Genomic DNA, 18,800 nt, shown 5'->3' on the forward strand with positions numbered 1-18,800 from the left:
CACCTCGATTCACTTCATCCAGCGAGCGCACAGCGCTGTAACACCGGGAAGGGGCGCGCCCGGCGCAGTGGGAGGCGCACTTCGATCATCGAGTTTGCAGATGCGAAATTTCTGCGGACGGGGCCTCCCGTAGCGGCTCGCGGGCGTGGGGTGAGGTCGGGGCGTCGCTGAGCCGGCGGGTGCTGAGCCCCTCCAGGAGAGCCGTCGGCCGTTCGGCGGACGCCGTGAGCACCGGGGCGGGCACGTCGGGACACACCCGGGCCGGCAGCGCGGCGACGTCATGGACCCAGGTCGGGGAGGCCCGGGCCAGGTCCGCGCGGAGGTCCGGTTCGAGGATCGCGCTGGCGCGCAGCTCGCCCCAGGCCGTGCTGTTCTCGCGGACCTCGTGGCCGTCCACCCGTCAGGCGGCGGGCCTGCCGGGCTGGTCGTGGGTGGAGCAGTGGATGCCCCCGCCGCCGGAGGCGATGGTGTCGATCCGGACCGGGACGATGTCGCGCTTGGGGAAGTGCTCCTGGAGGATGCTCCTCGCCCGCTGGTCGGCCTTCGTGTCGCCGAACCTCGGCATGAAGACGGCGTCGTTCGCGATGTGGAAGTTCGCGTACGTCGGCACGAAGTCGTCGCCCTCGCCGGTGATCCTGTCGAGGTCGGGCTGCGGCAGGTCGATGATCTCGAGCGCCGGACCCGGGCTCTTCGGGGCGTCGGCCGGGCCCGGATCCGTGGGGCCGCAGGCGGAGGTGCCGAGGGCGATCGCGCCGATCCCGGCGAAGGAGCGCAGGGCGGAACGTCGGGAGGGGAGGAAGGACACGTGGGACTCCGATCGTGGACTGGCAGGACGGAGGCGTGGGGGCCACGGCGGGGGAGGGGAAGGCAGGGCCGCGGTGTGCACGGCCCGCGCAGACGGCGCTGTCCCGCGACGACCCCCGCGAGATCGGTGGCCACCGCCTCCACGGCCTGCTCGGGGCCGGTGGCATGGGCGTGGTGTACCTGGCGTACACCCTGGGAGGGCGCCCCATCGCGCTGAAGGCGGTGAGAGAGGAGTTCGCCGCGGCCCCCGGGTTCCGTGAGCGCTTCGCCCAGGAGGTGGCCGGCGCCCGACGGATCCACGGCCTGGTCACGGCGCAGGTGGTCGATTCCGGCGTGGACGCCCTTACCCCGTGGCTCGCCACGGCATACGTCCCCGCGTCGGCCCTGCAGCAGGTGGTCCGGCGGCACGGACCGCTGCCGGTCCGCACGGCCCTTCTGCTTGTCGGAGGCATCGCCGAGGCGCTCCAGGGGATCCCTGGTGCGGGCGTCGTGCGCCGGGACCTCAAGCCGGCCGATGTGCTGACGGCCTCCGACGGCCCGAGGGCGATCGACTTCGGGATCGCTCGTGCCGCCGACGCCGCCGCACTGACCGGGGCGGGGCTGCGGATCGGGACCGCCGCCTCCACGGCGCCCGAGCAGGCCCTGGGCCGGCAGGTGACGGCGGCGACCGACGTCTTCGCCCTCGGTGCCCTCGCCGCGTACATGGCCTGCGGCGCGGCGCCCTTCGGGGACGGGAGGAGTCCGCGGCGCTCTACTGTGTGGTCCACGAGCAGCCCGACCTCTCTCGGGTCCCGGTCGAGCTGCGGGACCTGCTCGCGCGCTGCCTGGCCGGCGCCCCGAGGACCGCCCGACGACCGCCGAACTGATGGCCGCCGTCCACGCCCACCCCATGGTCGGCGGCCGGCCCGAGTTCGCCGACGGCTGGCTGCCCCACCAGGTCGGCGACGACATCGCGAGCCATGACGTGGGACGCGCGCCGGTCACGCCGACGCGGCGGGCGGATGCCGCTCGTCCTCCTGCTCGTGGTCGGCGCGCTGCTGGCCGGCGGGAGAGCCGTCCGCTACTCGACGGCGTACCGGCGGGCGACGCGGAATCACCCGACGCCGGTCGCACGCCGACCGCCCGGTCACCCCTCACCGCACAGCCGTCGAGCCCCTCCTCCCGTCCCGCCGGCACGGCTGCCGCGCCCTACGTGCCCGGGTGCACGAACGTCGAACCGACCTCGCCCGACACCTCGTACGAGTTCGATCTCCGGGCCGGAAAGGTCGTCCCCGGGGACACCGCCGCCTGGTACCTCGCCCGCGGCGCCGACGCGTTCGTCCTGTCCGGGGAGAGCGACGCCTTCATCGCGGACGGAGACGAACCGACCGTGGCCGACTGCGTGCACGGGATCGAGACGCAGCCGGTGACGGCACTGCCGTTCGCCGACCTCGCCGGCGAACGCCCCTTCTGCGTGTGGAGCGCGGACCGGAAGGAGATCGTGATCGCCCGCCTGGCCGAAGCCCCGGAGGACGGTTCCGTCACGATCGCCCTGGACCGGCACCACCGGGAGGGCTGAACCGGAGGGCTCGTGACGGCGCGACGGGCCCGTCGCACGCGAAAGGGTGCGGGGTAGAGTTCGGGCATGGCGACCCGCAGTGATCAGATCCTGGAAGCGGCTGCGCGGGTGATCGCCCGACGCGGAATCCGCGGGCTGCGCGTGGAGGAACTCGCCGGCGAGGCCGGGGTCTCCACGGCCCTCATCTACTACTACTTCAAGGACCGCTCGGGGATCCTGCGCCGCACCTTGGAGTTCATCAACGACCGCGCCGAGCGCTACACCGCCGAACGCGCTCCCGACGCGCCGCCCCTGACCCCCCGGGAGGAGCTCGAGGAGACGCTCCTCCTCGAGCTCCAGGACACCGTCGAGGTACGGGAGAACAGCGCGGCGTGGGGCGAGCTCCGGGCCAGCGCCGTCTTCGACGAACTGCTGCGCGAGGACCTGGCCCGGGCCACTCTGACGTGGACCCAGGAAGTGGCTGCCCTGCTCGGGCAGGTGCAGCCGATGGCGAGTGCCGCGGCGCTCGCCTCGGCGGGGGAGCGGCTCACCGCTCTCCTGGAAGGGCTCAGCATGCGCTGGCTCGGTGGCGGCATCCGGATCGAGCACGCGCGCGACCTGATGCGGGGAGCGATCGAAGCGGAGCTGGCCGGCCTGCGCTGAGCCTGCGGCTGCTCCGACACCGACGGGCCTGCACTGAGCCCGCGCCTGCTCCGGCACCGTCCGGCCCCTGTGCCGAGCCCGCGCCCCCTGTTGCGCCACCACTCGCTCGGTACGCCGGCTTCACCGTCCAATGTATTGACTGGATTTTCAGTCGATGCCCCGGTGAACGCATAGCCGAGGACGGACCGACTCGGTGCCTGGTCTACGCCCTTGTCGTCGAACGGATCGCCTCCCACGACGTCCGGCGGCGCCCCGATGGCGGTGAGCAGGATCCAGGGCCCCGACTACTACGAGATCCGTTCCGCCGACCGGGACTTCCTCGCCTCGTGCGCCGACTACCACCTGTGCTGTTCGGTCCTCGCCGGCTGGGGAGTGGTCCAGTCGGCGAGGAACCGGAGGGAGCGGGCGGTGGGGGAGCCGGGCTCGACGTTGTACACGCACAGGGTCTGCTCGGTGTCACCGGGGACCTGGAAGGACTCGTAGGAGAAGTGGAGCTCGCCGGCGACCGGGTGCTGGTAGTGCTTGGCGCCGTGGGTCCGGCGCAGCACCCGGTGGTCGTTCCACCATGTGGCGAACTCCGCGGACTTCAGCGTGAGTTCACCGATCAGATCGGCGAGACGCCGGTCGTGCGTGCTGCGTCCGGCTTCCAGGCGGAGGATGGCGACGGTTTCGGCGGCCACGCGCTCCCAGTCGCCGACAAGACTGCGCCTCCCCTCAGAACATGGCGGGACGAGAGCTTCGGGTGTTGCGGGCCACCGTCGAGGATGTGCCCATGGGCGGAACGCCGACTCCGGCTGTGCGCGGGGCGCAGAACGGGTGGATCTGGTGGTCGAGCTGCTCGGCGGGGTGCGGTGGGTGTGACGGGTTCCTCGGGGTGTTGCAGGTGTTGAGGGTGTGAGGCGTGGGGCAGGTGGGCATTGAATGATCGTTCCAGTGGAGAGTGTTCGTTCTGTGGGGGAAACCTTGAGTGTGTGCGTGATCGGTGCGGGGCTGTCGGGGCTGGCGGCCGCACACGCTCTGGCGGTCAAGGGGATCGACTTCGTCTGTCTCGAGCGGGCGGTCGATGTCGGCGGGATCTGGCGGCAGCCGTCGGCCGGTGAGCCGGGGCCCGGGTACCGGTCGCTGCATCTGAACACCGCGAAGCAGCTCACGGGGTACACCGAGTTCCCGATGCCCGACGCGTACCCCCTTTATCCGCGGCACAGCGAGGTCGCGGCCTATCTGCGGTCCTTCGCCGAATGGGCGGGGGTGGTGGACCGCATCGAGTTCGGCGTCGAGGTCGTGTCGGTGCGGCAGGAGGGCGACGACGCGTCGTGGACGGTCGTCAGTCGAGGGGCGGACGGGACGCTGGAGTCGCGGCGGTTCGCTCATGTCGTCGTCGCCTCGGGGCACAACACGGTGCCGACGCTGCCGAAGCCCGCGCCGCCCGGTTCCGACGGGTTCGCCGGCAGGATTCTGCATTCCGTCGACTACCAGGACGGATCCGACTTCGCCGGGCAGCGCGTCGTCGTCGTGGGCCTCGGCGCGTCGGCGGTGGACATCGCCACGGACCTCTCCCGGCATGCCGCCCGCACCGTGCTCTCGGCGCGCCGGGGACTGCACATCGTCCCCAAACAGCTCTACGGCATGTCGGTCGACGAGATGGCCGAGGTGCCGTGGTTCACCGCCATGTCCCTGTCCGAGCAGGTCGACTTCGCCGAGAACGCCCTGCGGATCGCGCGGGGCAGACTGTCCGACTACGGCCTGCCCGAGCCGGACCACCCGCTCTTCTCCTCCCCCGTGACCATCTCGGACGAGATCCTCAGCCGCATACGCCACGGCGCGGTGCACCCCAGGCCCGGGATCGCCCACCTCGACGGCAGGCGGGTGGTCTTCACCGACGGGACTTCGGAGGAGGCCGACGCGATCGTCTACTGCACCGGCTACGGGATGGACTTCCCGTTCCTGCCCGAGGGGTGCCCGGCCGGGCCGGGCGGGTCGGTCGAGCTGTACCGGCGGGTCGTCGCTCCCGGCCGGCCCGGTCTGTACTTCGTCGGCCTGGTCCGTCCGATGGGCGCGATCACGCGGCTCGTGGAGGGCCAGACGCACTGGGTCGCGCGCATCATCGGCGGCGAGGTCGTCCTGCCGGACGCGGATGCGATGCGCGAGGAGATCGACGCATACCTGAGGGGCATCGCCGAGCGTTACGGCACGGCGGAGGGCGGCTCCTCCATCCAGGTCGACGTCGGTCCCTACCTCAAGGAGATGCGAGGACTCCAGACCGTCTGAAGGCCCGGCCAAGCTCCGTGACCGACCTCGACGACGGAGCTCCGGTGTATCTCCGCCGGGAGCTCCATCGTCGGGGGTCGCTAGACCTCCGCCGCTGTGCGGTGCCGCATTTTCGTCGGCGGTCTGACGGCGTAGGCCTCCGACGAGAGGTATGCGGTCACCCGGGGCGGATGGCCCTGCTGGTGGACGAGCGCGAGGTAGGCGATGAGGCCCACTCCGTCCTCTGGCCGTCTCGTGGTGAGGGCGGGCAGTGACCGGACCAGCGGGGCGGGATCCATCCCGTGGCTCCGCAGGATGTCCACCGCCCGGTCGAGGACCTCTTTGTCGTCGCGGGCGTAGTCGCGAACCGGGACGTGGAGGGTGAAGCCGCTGGGGCGGCCGGTCTCCGTCTCGGTGAAGGAGTGGCAGGACAGGCCGGGGCGCCGGTCGAGGTCGTCGGTGGCGGCGGCGGCCCGGAAGAACTCCTGGATCTCCGCCGGTCCCGGGCCGGAGCCCGTACGGGACAGGTTGCCCGCCTCAGTGGCCGACAGGTTGAGGTGCCGGGTGTAGACCTTCACCCGCGGCGTCTCCCAGTGGCCCAGGTCCAGGGCGAGGAAGGGGTGGCCGTCAGCCTTCAGCAGCGCCGCGTACGCCCTTTTATGCCCGAGTCGACGCAAGGCCTTCCGTACGGTCTTGGCGGAACGTTTCGCCCCTGACGCGGCCGGATTCAGGTACACCTTGACCTTGGGCACGCCGCCGGGCAGCAGTTCCAGTGCGATCCACAGCGCCAGCGGACCCTTCGGCCGGTCCGGGAAGAACAGGTCTTCGATCTCGTCGAGCCGCTCGGTGGAGAAGTCCCAGCGCCGGCCCATCGCGCGGACGACGTCCAGACCGATCCGGCCGTTCTCCGCCCGGGTGTCCGCCCCGCAGCCCGGCTCCACCAGCACACGCAGCGCCGGGGCCCGGCCGGGGCTGAAGGAGAGCGAGTACTCGACGGGGGTGTGGTCGTCCGAGAGGAAGGTCCGCGCCGGGGGCGGCAGGGCCAGCGACCGCTCGGCGGCCGGGCCCAGCGCCTCGACCAGGGTGTGCGCATACGTCTCCGTGTCGGCCGGAGACAGTCCCGCCACGTCGCAGAGGCCCACCAACTGGGCCCGGGTGAGGGCGCCGAGCGTGCCGGACCGCAGATTCGGGAGGATGTCGAGCGGCAAGCCGGTCACCGGCACCCCACCAGAAATCCGGGTACGCATGAAGATACCCGCCGACGAGGGCGGGTATCCCGGTGCGCACCGACCCAGGGCGGTGGCTCTGCCATAGCGGTGTCGGTGGATATGTGGTCCACGACATCTCCTCTACCTCATACGCAACATTGGTGCCGCGTCGATCACTACCCTCGCTATCGAATAGTCATGCGGAGATATGGAGACTATGGAAAACTTGTGGATCAGCTGGTGAGCCAGGCCAGGAACTGGCTCCAGCGGCCCTTCCGTTCTCCCTTGCCCTCCCCGACGGGCCGGTCGCCGAACTGCGCATCGGACGCGGGGGCGCCCGCGCCGGGCCGGGCGCTGCCGTGTCCCGATGACGGGACGGGGGTGAACTTGGCCGGCAGCGCGCCCAGGGCCCGGTTGAAGGGGCCGGGACGCCAGATCAGGCTGTCCTCCGGTACGGCGAGTTCGACGTCCGGCAGCCGGTTGAGCAGGTGCTCGATGGCCGTGACGGTGATGTGCCGGGCCGGCTCCTTGGACGGGCAGCCGTGCAGGCCCGCGCTCCACGCCAGGTGGGACCGGTTGCTGCCGGCCGTACGGGCGGCAGCCAGGGCGGGGCTTGAGTTGGCGGCGGCGAAGCTCACCAGCATCAGGTCCCCGGCCTGCACCTTCTCGCCCGCGAACTCCATGTCCCTGGCCGGGTAGTGGGGCGCGTAGTTCGATATCGGCGGGTTGTCCCACAGCGTGTCGTCGAGCGCCTCGTCGATCAGACCGCCGCCGTCGGCGTAGCGGTCGTCGGTGAGCAGTCGGTGCAGGGTGTTGCCGAGGAGGTTGCGCAGCGGCTCGGCGCCCGCGCCGAGGAGCAGGGCCAGCTGGTGGACCATCTCCTCGTCGCTCAGCTTGGCGTGGTGCTGCATCAGCCAGGACGTGACGTCGTCGCCCGGCCGGCTCCGCTTGAGCGTGACCAGTTCCTGCACGGCCCCGAACAGCACGGCGGTCGCCTTCTCGGCGTTCACCCCGTCGAACATCCCCGTGATGCCGAAGAGCACCCGGTCGCCGATGCCGGCCGGGCAGCCGAAGAGTTCGTTGAAGACGAACAGCGGGAGCTGCTTGGCGTAGTCGCCGAGCAGGTCGGCCGACCCGCGGGAATCGAACTGGGAGATCAGGTAGTCCGAGATCCGCTCGGTGTTCCGGGCCAGCCGCTGCGAGTCGATCCGGGCCATGCTGTCCGTGATCGCCTGGCGCAGCCGCAGGTGTTCGCCGCCGTCGCTGAACATGCAGTTCTGCCGGTAGGCGAGGAGGGGCACGACGGGGCTGTCCCGCGGGACCCGGCCCTCGTTGAAGTCCCGCCACAGACGCGCGTCCTTGCGGAAGGACGCGGAGTCCTGGAGCAGCTGGAGCGCTGTGGTGTAGTCGGTGACGAGGGTGGCGTCCACCCCGGGGGCGAGCTCCACGGGCGCGGTGGGCCCGTAGTGGCGCATGTACGCGTAGTACGCCTGCGGGTCCGCGGCGAACTCCGGTCCGTGCAGCGGGATCCGGGCTCCCGAGGCGTGGGCGGGGCAGCCGGGTGGGGGCACCGGGGCGGGGGTCTGGGTGTCCATGGCGGCTACTGCTCCTGTCGGGTGCGGTCCAGCAAGAAGCGGACCAGGGTGGTGAGTGCGCCGGCGGACGACTTCTCGTCGCGCGCGTCGCAGGTGACGACGGGGGTGTCGTCGAGCAGGTCCAGCGCCTCGCGCAGCGCCGCTTCGTCCCGCAAGGGCGTGCCGTCGAAGTGGTTGACGGCGATGGCGTATTCCAGCCCGTACTGCTCGATCAGGTCGATGACCCCGAAGGAGTCCGCGAGCCGCTCGGGGTCGACGAGGACCAGCGCGCCGAGGGCCCCGCGCGCGAGGTCCTCCCACATCTGCACGAACCGCTGCTGGCCGGGGGTGCCGAACAGGTACAGCACGATGCGGTCGCTGATGGTCAGCCGACCGAAGTCCATGGCCACCGTGGTGGTGGTCTTGCTCCGGACGCCTTTGAGGTCGTCGACGTGCTCGGCGGCCTGCGTCATCCGCTCCTCGGTGGTCAGCGGCTCGATCTCCGAGATCGAGCCGATGAACGTGGTCTTGCCCACCGCGAAGTGCCCGACGACGAGGATCTTCACCGGGATCTGCGAAGCGCCGTCGCGCACGTAGTCCTGCTCACCCAAACTTGGCGCGGAGACCATTCAGCACCTCCTCCAGGATCTCCCGGTCGGCGAGGGCCGCCCGGCGTACCGGCGAACGGGTGACGAGGTAGCCGCCCTCGGCCAGGGCGGCGAGGAGGATCTTCACCACGCCGAGCGGCAGCCGGGTGTGGCCGGCGATCTCGGCGACCGACAGGTAGCCGGCGGAACACATGTCGATCAGCCGCTGCTCCTCGGGGGAGAGCCGGGTGGGCCGCTGGCCCTCCTCCGGCGCCACCGTCACCAGCGTGATCAGGGAGAGCTGCTCCTCGTCGGGCAGGCCGCGTCCCTTGGTGATGACGTACGGCCGGACCAGCTCGGCGGCCTCCGGCTCCCACTCCTCGCGTCCCGTCATGAGTGCGTGCCGAGGTTCTCGCGCGGCGGCGTCATGAGCACCTTGCCGAGCTGGCCCACGAGCTGCTGCATCCGGAAGGTGATGTCCGCCATGTCGACGTCCGGGGACGCGGAGACGCCGAGGTAGGCACCCTCACCGGCGGAGATCAGGAAGACCCAGCCGCCGTCGAACTCGACCAGGGTCTGCCGCCACCGCGCACTCGGGTCCTCGCAGAAGAAACCGAGCGAGCGGCTCAGCGACTGCACACCGCTCATCGCGGCCGCGACACGGTCGGCGTTGTCCTTGCCGTAGCCGTTCGACCTGGCCATCAACAGGCCGTCGGCGGATATCAGGACCGCATGCAACGCGCCGGGAATCTCCAGGGCGCTGTCGAGCATCCATGACAGATCGTCGTTCACGAGACCTCATGTCCTTCGCTGCTTGCACGAGATGTACCGCTCGTGCGGTCCGGCTCCTCCGGGAAGGCGGCCCGGCCGGACTCCGTGCCTCGCTGGAAGGCACCCATGATCGCCGCTGCTTCGGCGTCGGAGCGGCTCGGAGCCCGCTCGGGCGTACTGCTGGGCACGATGGCCATCGGCCGCTTGCGGCGCCGCTTGGGCAGGCCGTCGGCGGTCGAGGACGTCGCGAGCACGGCTTCGGGTCCACCCGGGCTGGTTACGCCGGGAGTGATCACGGGCGGCGCCGTGGACTTCTGCACCGGCATGCTGGTGAGCAGCTCGTGCGGCAGCAGGACGACCGCACGGACGCCGCCGTAGGGCGAGGACGAGTCCACGGACACCTCGAAGCCGAAGCGCTCGGACAGCACGCCGATCACCGCGAAGCCGAACTGCGGCGGGTTGCCGAGTCCGGAGACTCCGGTGACGCGGTTGCTGGAGAGCAGTCGCTCGGCGCGAACCCGTTCCTCGTCGCTCATGCCGACGCCCGCGTCGTCGACGACGATGCACACGCCCTTGGGCACGGTGCGGGTGTTGATCTCGACGACGGTGTCCGGGCTGGAGTAGCTGGTGGCGTTGTCGAGGAGCTCGGCGAGCGCCAGCGCCACCGGTTCGACGACTCGGCTGGTGAGGCCGAAGTCGACGCGCGAGAGGATCTCCACGCGACGGAAGTGCCGGATCCGGCCCTGGGCGCTGCGGACCACGTCGTACACGGACGCCACGTCACGGTGGCGACCGAGCCAGCCGTCACACAGCACGGCGATGGACTGCGCGCGCCGGCCGAACTGCGAGTTGGTGTGGTCGATCTCGAGCAGGTCCTGGAGCATGGCCGACTCGCCGTACTTGCTCTGCAGCCGTGAGACGACCAGCTGCTGTTCGGCGGCGAGACCCTGAAGTGTCCGCATCGCGGACTTCAGGACTGTCTTCGTCGCCTCCTCGGCCTGTTCCTGCGCGGCCTCGACAGACTGCGTGTAGTGGTTCTCCAGGTCGGAGTAATGGCTCCGGAGCCCGTCGATCTGCTGCCTCAAAGCCCGGGCCGCCTTACGCTGGCGGACGATGACGGCGATGGCGGCAAGAACGAGGACCAACAGAGCCCAGAGCATCGGGTTCTGTATGTATTCCGTCATAAGACTCTCTTCAGGCGGCCGACGGCCAGTGGCTGGATTCCCGTCAATGCGGTGCACTGGCGAATCGCCCGCATCGGGACGCCTGCGCAGGACACCCCTGAAGTCGGAGGTGCCGTTCCGCGCTCATCCGCCCGCCCCGCTTGCGCCGCGATCGTACCACTGTGCGATTAAGTGATGACTCGTCAATAGACAGGCTGACCAGACAAGTCGGACGGTACGGGACGGGCTCCCGGCCCATGGAGCCGGGCCGGTCGGCCTGAAACCCACCGGCGGAGGTACGTCGCCCCAGGTCACGGGCGCAGCCGGAGCCTTCCGGCGGCATCCAGCCATTCTCGGACGACTTGGAGGGGGACACACACCATGAGCCTTCTCCAACCTCACGCTGACATGTGATGAAGAACGAGGACGGCCTGGCCGATGGCGGTGATGCGGTTGATGCTGCAGCGGAGCTTTCGCAAGAGGTGCCATCCCTTCGGTGTGCCATGGTCTGCTCGCCCAGACAGCGGATCTTGGCGTGCGTGCTGTTGTGCCGGCGCTGCCACCGCTTGAGACGACAACCTCGGAAGGGCACCCGAACGGGGCGGCCGGCACCCTGATAGGCCTTGCCCGCCCAGCACTTCAGCTCGGCCGCGGCGAGCGCGTCGATGATCCCGTGGGTCCGTGCGGCGGTCAGGGCGCGGACGGACCCGGGCAGGGCGGGGGACGCCCACAGCAGCCGACCGAACGGATCGGTGAGGGCCCGGACGTTCATGCCGTGGCGCTTGTGTTTCCCGGAGTGGTACGGGGTGTCGGCGGCGATCCGGTCGATCGGCAGGAGGGTGCCGTCCAGGATCACGAACGCCTTGGGCCGGATGGTCTTCATCGCCTCGGTCAGGGTCGGCGCGAGGGCGGCCAAGGCATCGATGGCCTCGCGTATGTAGCGGAATGGGGTCTCCCCTGCTCGAACGGAGTTGAGAGCTTGGGGAAGGGTGGACAAGCACGCGAAGCTCCTGGTGGGGCACGGTGGATCTTGGTCGTGACACCTCCTGCCAGGAGCTTCATCGCGTTGCGGAGCCGCCCAGCTGACGGACAGCGCCGACAGGTTGGAATCAGCTCTGTGTGTCGTGACTGGGATGATCGAGATACCGGATATAGGGGGTGACTGGGAGCCCGCGACGGAGCTCCAGGCAGGGGTGCGGCAGGCGTCTATGTTCCAGAGCGCAACGTGGCCGTTCAGTAACGTTCGAGAATCGCGTGATTCGCTTCAGGCTGGACCCAGGTTCTGTCGTCCAATGTCACGCCCATCAGGAGTGAGGCGAGGAAGACGGCTGCTTCGTAGGATTCGGCTGCTTTGTCGTATCGGGTGGCGCTGCCGCGCCACTGCTTCAAGTGGTTGAAGCACCATTACGCGACATTGTGGTGCTTGGAGACCGCGCGGTCGAAGGCCGGCGGCCGACGTGCGTGGCCGCCGCGCCGGGCGCGGTTGCCGACCCGGTCGGCCCGCTCGGGAATCGTGTGCGGGATGCCCCGGCGGCGGAGCCAGGCGCGGATCGCGTTCGAGCCGTAGCCCTTGTCGCCCAGGACGTGATCGGGTCGGATGCGGGGCCGCCCGGGTCCGATGCGGGGCAACCGGATCGCTTCCATCACGGTGGTGAACCGGGTGCAGTCGTTGGTGTTGCCGCGCGTCACGACGTTTTCAGGCGAGTGGACGGCCACGGCCGTCGCAGGCCAGGTGGATCTCATAGCTCAGCAGTGAGCGTCGTCACCAATGCCGTCCTCACCCTGGAGCGGGCCAGAACACTGAGCGTTTTCAGCGGTGCCTCTCCAGGGTGAGGACGGCTTTGGTGACGACGCTCATGCGGTTGGGGCTGATGCGGGATCTACGGAAGATCTGCCAGGACTTCAGCCGCGCCATGCCTCGTTCGACGGGTGCCCGGGCCGCGCCGCTGGCGCTGCGGCACGACGAGGGAGTGAGCGGCGACTCGGCGCGCCGGCTGTCGTCTGACGTCGTGTCGGCCGCGGGGCCGGCTCGTCAGGGGCGGTGGGCGTCAGCCCGCGATCAGGATCCCTCCCGCCACGGCCGCCGCCACCCCCACGAGGAGGGCCACGACGCCGAACGCGATCTCGCCGACGCGGGAGCGGTGTTCGGCGGCGAGGTCCGTGGTGAAGACGCCCGGGTCGTCGGGGCGGTAGTGGATCGTGAGGTTCCGGCCGCGCGAGCCGACGGGATCGCGCAGCCCTTCGGTGCGGTAGGCGGTGACGGCGGTGCCGTCGTGGGTGGTGAAGGCGACGACCGGGGTGTGGCTGGTGAGGGTCTCACCGTCCTCGTCGACCGTCACGTCCTTCAGTACCGCGATGACGCGGCCCGGGACCGGGCCGCCGGAGGCGAGGCCCTCGATGCGCAGGCGTGTGTCGCGTACGGCCCCGGGCAGGTAGGTCGCGCCCAGCAGCGTCCAGGGCACGCCGAAGCCGATGAGGGCCCACGGCCAGCCCCAGTCGATCGAGGCGACGACGACCAGCCCGACGTAGATGAGGAAGACCGCGAAGTTGGGCCAGCCGAGCCCGCTCCGTCCGGCGTCCGGGTCGGTGGTGAAGCGGTAGGCGTGCGGGCGGCCAGGAGGGTAGCGGATGCCGATCTCCCGGCCCGTCCAGGCCGTGCTGATCCGGTCGCCGCACTCGCCGTCGTTGGTGACGGTGAACTCCTGCCCCGTGGCGGGATCGCGGAAGGTGACGACCACGGCGATCCCCTCGCGTCCCGAGCTCCCGTGCCGGGGCTCCGCGACCCGTTCGATCCGGCCCATGACGCGGACCGCCCGCTGGCCGCGGGTCACCCCGGCCAGCGACCGTCCGTATCCGACGAGGGCGACGGCGCCGAGGACGACGCACCACAACGCCAGATATCCGTGCCAGCCCATCCGTGCTCCTCCTGGTCCAAACCGCCTGCCCCGCCCGGCTCACCCGTTCTGTCCGGGCGCCCGTCCCGTCCGTCCCGTCAGCGCGCCGGGACGCGCCGCACGATTTCGCCGTCGCCGTTCGCCTCCAACGAGGCGGCGCCGTCGGCGCCGGTCACCCCGACCCTGAGGGTGAGGGCGCCGGACAGGCTCTCGGCGGTGAGCTGCCAGGTCCGCGGGGAGCGGACGCCGAGAGTGGTCCTGGCCTCCCGGACGAGGGCGGGGATGCGCGGGTAGGGCAGGGCGTCCAGGTCGAAGCCGGGTGCCTGCGAGCCCGCGGGGGTGAAGACGACGGTGAGGAGGCGGTCCTGCACGACGACGGTGAGGGCCTGGCGCTTCTTGCCGTCGCCCTTGGTGAGCGAGTCGACCGCCTGACGCAGCCGGCCCTCGTCGAACAGGGACTGTCCGGGGCCGAGGGCGACGGTGCCGGACGCGGCCGAGACGATCGTGGTGGACGAGGTGCCGGGGCCGACGGGCCCGGCGGCCGAGGGGGGCCGGTCGGTGGGGTCTTCCGGGCCGAAGAGTTCGGCCCGGAAGACGAAGACCACGCCGGCCGCGCCCAGCAGCAGGGCGAGGAGCGTGAGGTAGCCGCCGACGGTGCCGCCCGGGGGCGGCTCGCCGGCCAGGACCGGGCCGGGCGCCGAATCGATGCGGGCCGCGGTCGCGCGGTCCTCCCATTCCGGTGTCGGGCGCTTCACCAGCTTCACCGCCCACGGCTGGTGCGGTGGGTACTGGACGACGACGATGCCGCCTGGTTTGTAGTCGGGCAGGTCGACGAGATTGACGGACTGGGTGGACTCGACGCGGTACGCCGGTCCGCCGTCCGGGGCGACGGTGAGGTCGAAGCGGACGGGCACGTCGCTGGTCTCCCCGCCGGTGGCGCGCAGGCTCTCGATCATGGCGAGCGCGGTACGGGGGACGATGGCCGCCTCGCGTGCGCGCTTGGGCGCCCCAGCGGCGAGGACCAGCAGTCCGTAGGCGATGGGTACGGCCAGGCCGCCGACCAGCAGGGGAACGTGTTCGAGGACAGTGCCGACGACGAGTGCGGCGAGCGAGCTCCCGATCACCGCGCCCGTGAGGATCCCGCGGGCGAGATCGAGGGGGGTGCGGCGCGTCGGCGGTGCGCTCGGAGGGGCCGGCGTGATCGTCATACCGGGATTGTGGCGGTCCGGGCCGTGGTCCGGTAGGCGTCCGGGTGCCCTTCTCTCCCCCAACGGCGTTCCGTGGGACGGATGTTTTCACCTGCCGGGCCACCCGGGCAGCCGGCCGATGCGTTGACCGTTCCGGGCGCCGGGGAACCGCGGCTGCTCGGCTACGCCGATCGACGAGTTGGTCGAAACGATCGTCGTCCACATCAGGGCGGTACGCCCGCAGACCCTGATCGCCCATGACGCGTACGGTCAGCTGACCGGGCATCCCGATCGCGTACGCACCCACCAGGCGACCGTCCTCGCCTTCCACGCCGCCGGCCTCGAACACCGCTACCCGGCCGCGGGACCGCCCTGGCGCCCCAGGCTTCGTACGCGGCCCCGCACCCGCACTCGCGCGCCGGCACGCCGAGCTCGCTCATGAAGCGGGTCGGCAAAACGACATTGAGTGTCCCGGACGAGCAGGGGAGCACGGCGATCGACGTGGGCAGCCATCTCGATCAGAAGCGGAGGGCCGTCCTCGCCCACAGGAGCCAGGTTGCCAGGGAACGGCCCCTGCCTGGCGACCTCTCCCGCCAGGCGATCGGTCGCCGTCGGGTGCCTGCAAGGCGTTCGGCCGTCTAACAGGTCTACGAGAGACGTGTGGCCCGGGCCGGGTGGTCCGGGCCTTCTTCATGCCTCTCGGGAAATTCCTTCCCGGCCGTTGCTGGAGGCCGCTTGACGACTCCAGGGGGTGAAGAGGCCCCTCCCCGACCAGGCCGACACGTAAGCACCCGAGACCTGTCACTGTCCCGCTCGCTCAAACGGACTCACCTTTGAGGACATTCCCATGACCACCCACCAGGCACCCGGGGCAGTAAACGAGCCGACCGGCGCTGCGCTGGAGACGCAGCAGCAGCCACCCTTGGGCTGGGCTCACGCCACACAGGGACGCTCTCACGCAGAGAGCCGAAGGACCGCCTACCGCGAGGCACCCCCTACCCACGCGGACGACACCACGCAGGTGCCCGCTGTCCTCGTTCGCTGCGCTCAAGGGAGTCGCATCATGACCCGGGACAACGTTTCCGCCCCCGCCCAGCCATCTGCCGCCGTACCGGTCCGGCCGGCGGGCCCCGCGCCCGCCGTGCAACAGGCGGCCGTCGGCACCAACATGCCTGCCGGGATAGTCCGAGGCACCGCCCAAGGCGCTGCCCAGGGCACGTCGCGAACGCTCACGGCCCACCTGACGGAAGAGTTCCTGGGCCGGCCCGCCCGACTGGGTCAAGACCCTGTGGGGCGTCATCAAGGGGCCGTGGGAGTAGCCACCGGGGCCGGACAGGGCAATCCTGTCCGGCCCCGCCGTCGTTGGACGGCCAGGACGGAGCGCTTCGCCGAGGCACCCGGGGCATCCGGACGGGTGAGTCTCTCCCTCGCGGACGCGCGGACGATCGGTTTCCTGTACGCGACGGCACCCACGGCCCGTACGAGACGATCACGTCCCGCTCGCCTCGCTCACCGCTCCGGCGCGGTCGCGGTGGACGCCTGATGCAGGTCGACCAAGGTCCGGACGGGGGGCGGCAGCCAGCCCTCGACTGCCGTGCCCGGGCCGTCGCCGCTCTCGTCGTCGCCGCCGATCCGGCGCAGCATCTCCTCGGCGGTGGGCCGTCGGCCGGGATCCGGCCGCAGGCAGTCCCGGACCAGCTCGACCAGGTCGCCGGGGAGCAGCCGCGACGCACGGTCGAGGACGTCACTCTGCGGGAACGGAGCCGCGCCGCAGGCATGGCAGAGCACCATGCCGAAGGCGTACGCGTCCACCGCCGCTGTCAGCGGACCGCCGCTGAACTGCTCCGGCGCCAGGAAACCCTGGGTGCCGACGACGAAGTCGGTGCGGGTCAGCGCGGTGCCATCGGCCGCCCGCGCGATGCCGAAGTCGATGACGCGCGGGCCGCTCTCGGCGACGACGATGTTGCTGGGCTTGAGGTCGCGATGGATGATCCCGCAGGTGTGGATGCCTTCGAGCGCCTCGGCGATACCGAGGGCCAGGGAGCGGACGGTCCGGGCAGGCAGGGGCCCGTGGGTGCGCAGCACGTCGGCGAGCGAGGGTCCCGGGATGTACTCGGTGACCAGCCAGGGCCGTTCGGCGTCGGGCCCGGCGTCGACCACGGGCGCGGTGTGGAAGCCGCCGACCCGGCGCACGGCCTCCACCTCCCGCGCGAAGCGCCGCCGGAAAGAGGGGTCGGCGGCGAGCTCGGCCCGGACCACTTTGACGGCCACCCTTCGGTCTCCCGGCGACATCCCCAGGTACACCGTGCCCATGCCGCCCTCGCCGAGCCGCGCGACGAGCCGGTACCGGCCGATCTCGCGGGGGTCGTCGTGGCGCAGGGGCTCGTGACGGACTGTCGCTGGGGACGGCGGCGCCTGGTGTGGGACCGCCCGCGAACGACCGGGCCCGCGGGGGCTCGCGGCGGTGTCCTCGGCCTCCGCGGCCCGGCGCATCCGCTCGATCTTCAGCTCGCTCTCGGCGCGCAGTTCCGCCGCCCGCTGCTCACCCTCGGCCTTCAGGATGGCGGCCTGGCGGGCCCCCTCGGCGGTGAGGATCGCGGCGCGCTTGTCGCGGTCGGCGCGCATCTGCTTCTCCATCGAGTCCTGGATGGAGGTCGGCGGCTCGATGGCCTTGAGCTCGACGCGGTTGACGCGGATGCCCCACCTGCCGGTGGCCTCGTCGAGGACTCCGAGCAGGGCGGCGTTGATCTCGCTGCGGGAGGTGGGGGTCCGCTCCAGGTCCATGCCGCCGATGATGCTGCGCAGGGTGGTGACGGTGAGCTGCTCGATCGCCTGGATGTAGCTGGAGACCTCGTAGGTCGCGGCGCGGACGTCGGTCACCTGGTAGTAGACGACCGTGTCGATGTTGACGACCAGGTTGTCCTGGGTGACGATCGGCTGAGGTGGGAACGGCACCACCTGTTCGCGCAGGTCGATACGGTTGCGGATGCGGTCGAGCGGCGGGAAGAGCACGTGGAGCCCGGGTCCGAGCACTCTCCGGAAGCGTCCGCTGCGTTCGACGACCACTGCCTGTGCCTCTGGCACCCGGCGCACGGTCAGCAGGAACAGGCCGACGGCGGCGAGCACTACCGCCACCGGTACCGCCCAGACCAGCCAGTCGAGTGTGTCTGCCGCCGAACCCTCTGCCGCGATCTGCACATGCCCCCCTCATGTGTCGGTGTCCGACAACTCTTGTACCGTACTTAGCAGTTGCGTGCCGAGGGCCCCGCGCTCATCCGCGGGGCCGGGGTGAAGCCAGAGCCAGGCTCTGGCTCTTAGAACGCCCGGCGGTAGGCGTGCTGGGTGGTCTTAATCGAGTGCGAGAGTCCCGGTCCGGGTGATACAAGGTCTGCGTGCCTGAGCATCCCTACTTCCCCACCCTGCTGCGGATGATTGACGAGCGGTCCGCCGCGTTCCGCGCCACCGTCGCCGCGGCCCCCAGCCTCGACGCCGACGTCCCGTCCTGCCCGGGCTGGACGCTGTACGACCTGGCGAACCACCTCAGTGAGGGGGACCGCTTCTGGGCCTACATCGTGCTGAACACCGCGCCGGGCGACGAGCGGCCGAGCAAGGACGGGCTGGCGGCGCCCAGGGAGCGCAAGGCCCTCATGACCTGGCTGGCCGACTCGACGGAGCAGCTGCTTACTGCTCTGCGCGAGGCCGGCCCGGACCGGAGCTGCTGGGCCTGGTGGGAGCCGCTGGCCTCGCCGCACACGGTGGCCGCCGTGGCCCGCCGCCGCGTCCCGGAGTCGCTGATCCACACCTACGACGCCCAGTTGGCCTCCGGTACCCCGCAGGAGCTGCCGACGACCGAGGCGGTCGACGCCATCGAGGAGTTCCTCGCCACCGTCTGCACCGTCACGGTCCCGTGGCCGGGCGAGCCCGCCACCATGGACTACCACGCAGCCGAGGCCGGCTCCTGGCGCCAGACGGTGGACGCCGCCGGTTCCCGCTTCACCCGCCTCACCGCGGCGGAGGCCGCCGAGAGCAAGCCCACCGCCGCCATCTACGGCACGGCGAGCGAGATGGCCCTGCTCATGTACATGCGCATCCCGGCCGGCTCGCTGCGGATGGAGGGCGACGCCGACCTGCTTCAGCAGATGCAGGACTGGGGCTGAGGCCGACC

General features: G+C 71.0%; 17 protein-coding genes and 4 pseudogenes. 5 read left to right on the forward strand and 16 right to left on the reverse strand.

Translation table 11 applies throughout. The features are described 5' to 3' along the window. Positions 1 to 85: 85 nt before the first annotated feature. Both ACFYX3_RS10590 and ACFYX3_RS10595 read right to left on the reverse strand, forming a co-directional pair. Complete coding sequence (locus ACFYX3_RS10590; RefSeq protein ID WP_389010776.1) at positions 86 to 397, reverse strand: hypothetical protein; 312 nt, start codon at positions 395 to 397, stop codon at positions 86 to 88. A gap of 3 nt (positions 398 to 400) precedes the next feature. Further along, positions 401 to 673, reverse strand: a pseudogene (locus tag ACFYX3_RS10595) (agmatine deiminase family protein); the annotation flags it as partial. Positions 674 to 840: 167 nt separating this feature from the next. On the opposite strand from ACFYX3_RS10595, the gene ACFYX3_RS10600 reads away from it, so the two are divergent. From ACFYX3_RS10600 to ACFYX3_RS10610, 3 genes are all read left to right on the forward strand, one after another. Next, entirely contained in the window at positions 841 to 1,767 is a 927-nt protein-coding gene (locus ACFYX3_RS10600) for a serine/threonine-protein kinase (RefSeq protein ID WP_389011506.1), read from the forward strand. Continuing rightward, positions 1,670 to 2,362 carry a hypothetical protein gene (locus ACFYX3_RS10605; protein ID WP_389011568.1) on the forward strand — a complete coding sequence of 231 codons (693 nt, stop codon included), beginning with the start codon at positions 1,670 to 1,672 and terminating at the stop codon, positions 2,360 to 2,362. Before ACFYX3_RS10600 ends, ACFYX3_RS10605 begins: the two co-directional genes overlap by 98 nt. A gap of 66 nt (positions 2,363 to 2,428) precedes the next feature. After that, on the forward strand, positions 2,429 to 3,004 hold the full coding sequence (locus ACFYX3_RS10610) for a TetR/AcrR family transcriptional regulator (RefSeq protein ID WP_389010779.1): 576 nt from the start codon (positions 2,429 to 2,431) through the stop codon (positions 3,002 to 3,004). Positions 3,005 to 3,339: 335 nt separating this feature from the next. On the opposite strand, the gene ACFYX3_RS10615 is transcribed toward ACFYX3_RS10610, so the two are convergent. Continuing rightward, complete coding sequence (locus ACFYX3_RS10615; protein ID WP_389010782.1) at positions 3,340 to 4,032, reverse strand: transcriptional regulator; 693 nt, start codon at positions 4,030 to 4,032, stop codon at positions 3,340 to 3,342. On the opposite strand from ACFYX3_RS10615, the gene ACFYX3_RS10620 reads away from it, so the two are divergent. Continuing rightward, positions 3,968 to 5,272 (forward strand): flavin-containing monooxygenase, encoded by a 1,305-nt coding sequence (locus ACFYX3_RS10620; protein ID WP_389010785.1) that lies wholly within the window; start codon positions 3,968 to 3,970, stop codon positions 5,270 to 5,272. The genes ACFYX3_RS10615 and ACFYX3_RS10620 overlap by 65 nt on opposite strands. Positions 5,273 to 5,352: 80 nt before the next feature. Here ACFYX3_RS10620 and ACFYX3_RS10625 read toward each other — a convergent pair whose 3' ends face one another. The 13 genes and pseudogenes from ACFYX3_RS10625 to ACFYX3_RS10685 all read right to left on the reverse strand — a co-directional run. Then, complete coding sequence (locus ACFYX3_RS10625) at positions 5,353 to 6,468, reverse strand: tryptophan dimethylallyltransferase family protein (protein WP_389010788.1); 1,116 nt, start codon at positions 6,466 to 6,468, stop codon at positions 5,353 to 5,355. A 224-nt stretch (positions 6,469 to 6,692) separates the two neighbouring features. Further along, the gene (locus ACFYX3_RS10630; RefSeq protein ID WP_389010791.1) at positions 6,693 to 8,054 is read right to left on the reverse strand and encodes a cytochrome P450; all 1,362 of its coding nucleotides are present in this window, start codon (positions 8,052 to 8,054) and stop codon (positions 6,693 to 6,695) included. Positions 8,055 to 8,059: 5 nt separating this feature from the next. Next, positions 8,060 to 8,662: an ATP/GTP-binding protein gene (locus ACFYX3_RS10635; protein ID WP_369142203.1), complete on the reverse strand. Its 603-nt coding sequence runs from the start codon at positions 8,660 to 8,662 to the stop codon at positions 8,060 to 8,062. Further along, entirely contained in the window at positions 8,637 to 9,014 is a 378-nt protein-coding gene (locus ACFYX3_RS10640) for a DUF742 domain-containing protein (protein WP_389010794.1), read from the reverse strand. The genes ACFYX3_RS10635 and ACFYX3_RS10640 overlap by 26 nt, the downstream gene beginning before the upstream one ends. Further along, a complete protein-coding gene (locus ACFYX3_RS10645) occupies positions 9,011 to 9,412 on the reverse strand; it encodes a roadblock/LC7 domain-containing protein (RefSeq protein WP_369142201.1) in 402 nt (133 codons plus the stop codon). Before ACFYX3_RS10645 ends, ACFYX3_RS10640 begins: the two co-directional genes overlap by 4 nt. Next, positions 9,409 to 10,575 carry a sensor histidine kinase gene (locus ACFYX3_RS10650; RefSeq protein WP_389010797.1) on the reverse strand — a complete coding sequence of 389 codons (1,167 nt, stop codon included), beginning with the start codon at positions 10,573 to 10,575 and terminating at the stop codon, positions 9,409 to 9,411. The genes ACFYX3_RS10645 and ACFYX3_RS10650 overlap by 4 nt, the downstream gene beginning before the upstream one ends. A 377-nt stretch (positions 10,576 to 10,952) precedes the next feature. Beyond that, a pseudogene (locus ACFYX3_RS10655) lies at positions 10,953 to 11,506 on the reverse strand (transposase family protein); the annotation flags it as partial. A gap of 452 nt (positions 11,507 to 11,958) precedes the next feature. Further along, positions 11,959 to 12,243: a transposase gene (locus tag ACFYX3_RS10660; protein ID WP_389010800.1), complete on the reverse strand. Its 285-nt coding sequence runs from the start codon at positions 12,241 to 12,243 to the stop codon at positions 11,959 to 11,961. Positions 12,244 to 12,364: 121 nt separating this feature from the next. Further along, positions 12,365 to 12,505: pseudogene (locus ACFYX3_RS10665) on the reverse strand (IS5/IS1182 family transposase); the annotation flags it as partial. A gap of 97 nt (positions 12,506 to 12,602) precedes the next feature. Further along, positions 12,603 to 13,469 carry a DUF3592 domain-containing protein gene (locus ACFYX3_RS10670; protein ID WP_389010803.1) on the reverse strand — a complete coding sequence of 289 codons (867 nt, stop codon included), beginning with the start codon at positions 13,467 to 13,469 and terminating at the stop codon, positions 12,603 to 12,605. 77 nt (positions 13,470 to 13,546) lie between these two features. After that, positions 13,547 to 14,656, reverse strand: a complete 1,110-nt coding sequence (locus tag ACFYX3_RS10675; RefSeq protein ID WP_389010806.1) for a hypothetical protein — start codon at positions 14,654 to 14,656, stop codon at positions 13,547 to 13,549. Between the two features lie 1,488 nt (positions 14,657 to 16,144). Beyond that, positions 16,145 to 17,128, reverse strand: coding sequence for a serine/threonine-protein kinase (locus tag ACFYX3_RS10680; protein WP_389011509.1), 984 nt, complete (start codon positions 17,126 to 17,128; stop codon positions 16,145 to 16,147). Beyond that, positions 17,105 to 17,788: pseudogene (locus ACFYX3_RS10685) on the reverse strand (SPFH domain-containing protein); the annotation flags it as partial. The gene ACFYX3_RS10680 and the pseudogene ACFYX3_RS10685, both read right to left, overlap by 24 nt. A 239-nt stretch (positions 17,789 to 18,027) precedes the next feature. Between ACFYX3_RS10685 and ACFYX3_RS10690 the strand changes: the two are divergent. Further along, positions 18,028 to 18,792, forward strand: a complete 765-nt coding sequence (locus ACFYX3_RS10690; RefSeq protein WP_389010809.1) for a maleylpyruvate isomerase family mycothiol-dependent enzyme — start codon at positions 18,028 to 18,030, stop codon at positions 18,790 to 18,792. Positions 18,793 to 18,800: the final 8 nt, after the last annotated feature.

Source organism: Streptomyces sp. NPDC002463 (assembly GCF_042889835.1).
GTDB lineage: Bacteria > Actinomycetota > Actinomycetes > Streptomycetales > Streptomycetaceae > Streptomyces > Streptomyces nymphaeiformis.

Coding starts and splice junctions, on each gene's coding strand:
- ACFYX3_RS10630 (WP_389010791.1), bottom strand. CDS start 8,054: ATGGACACCCAGACCCCCGCCCCGGTGCCCCCACCCGGCTGCCCCGCC.
- ACFYX3_RS10675 (WP_389010806.1), bottom strand. CDS start 14,656: ATGACGATCACGCCGGCCCCTCCGAGCGCACCGCCGACGCGCCGCACC.
- ACFYX3_RS10650 (WP_389010797.1), bottom strand. CDS start 10,575: ATGACGGAATACATACAGAACCCGATGCTCTGGGCTCTGTTGGTCCTC.
- ACFYX3_RS10610 (WP_389010779.1), top strand. CDS start 2,429: ATGGCGACCCGCAGTGATCAGATCCTGGAAGCGGCTGCGCGGGTGATC.
- ACFYX3_RS10605 (WP_389011568.1), top strand. CDS start 1,670: ATGGCCGCCGTCCACGCCCACCCCATGGTCGGCGGCCGGCCCGAGTTC.
- ACFYX3_RS10670 (WP_389010803.1), bottom strand. CDS start 13,469: ATGGGCTGGCACGGATATCTGGCGTTGTGGTGCGTCGTCCTCGGCGCC.
- ACFYX3_RS10640 (WP_389010794.1), bottom strand. CDS start 9,014: ATGACGGGACGCGAGGAGTGGGAGCCGGAGGCCGCCGAGCTGGTCCGG.
- ACFYX3_RS10635 (WP_369142203.1), bottom strand. CDS start 8,662: ATGGTCTCCGCGCCAAGTTTGGGTGAGCAGGACTACGTGCGCGACGGC.
- ACFYX3_RS10680 (WP_389011509.1), bottom strand. CDS start 17,128: ATGCGCCGGGCCGCGGAGGCCGAGGACACCGCCGCGAGCCCCCGCGGG.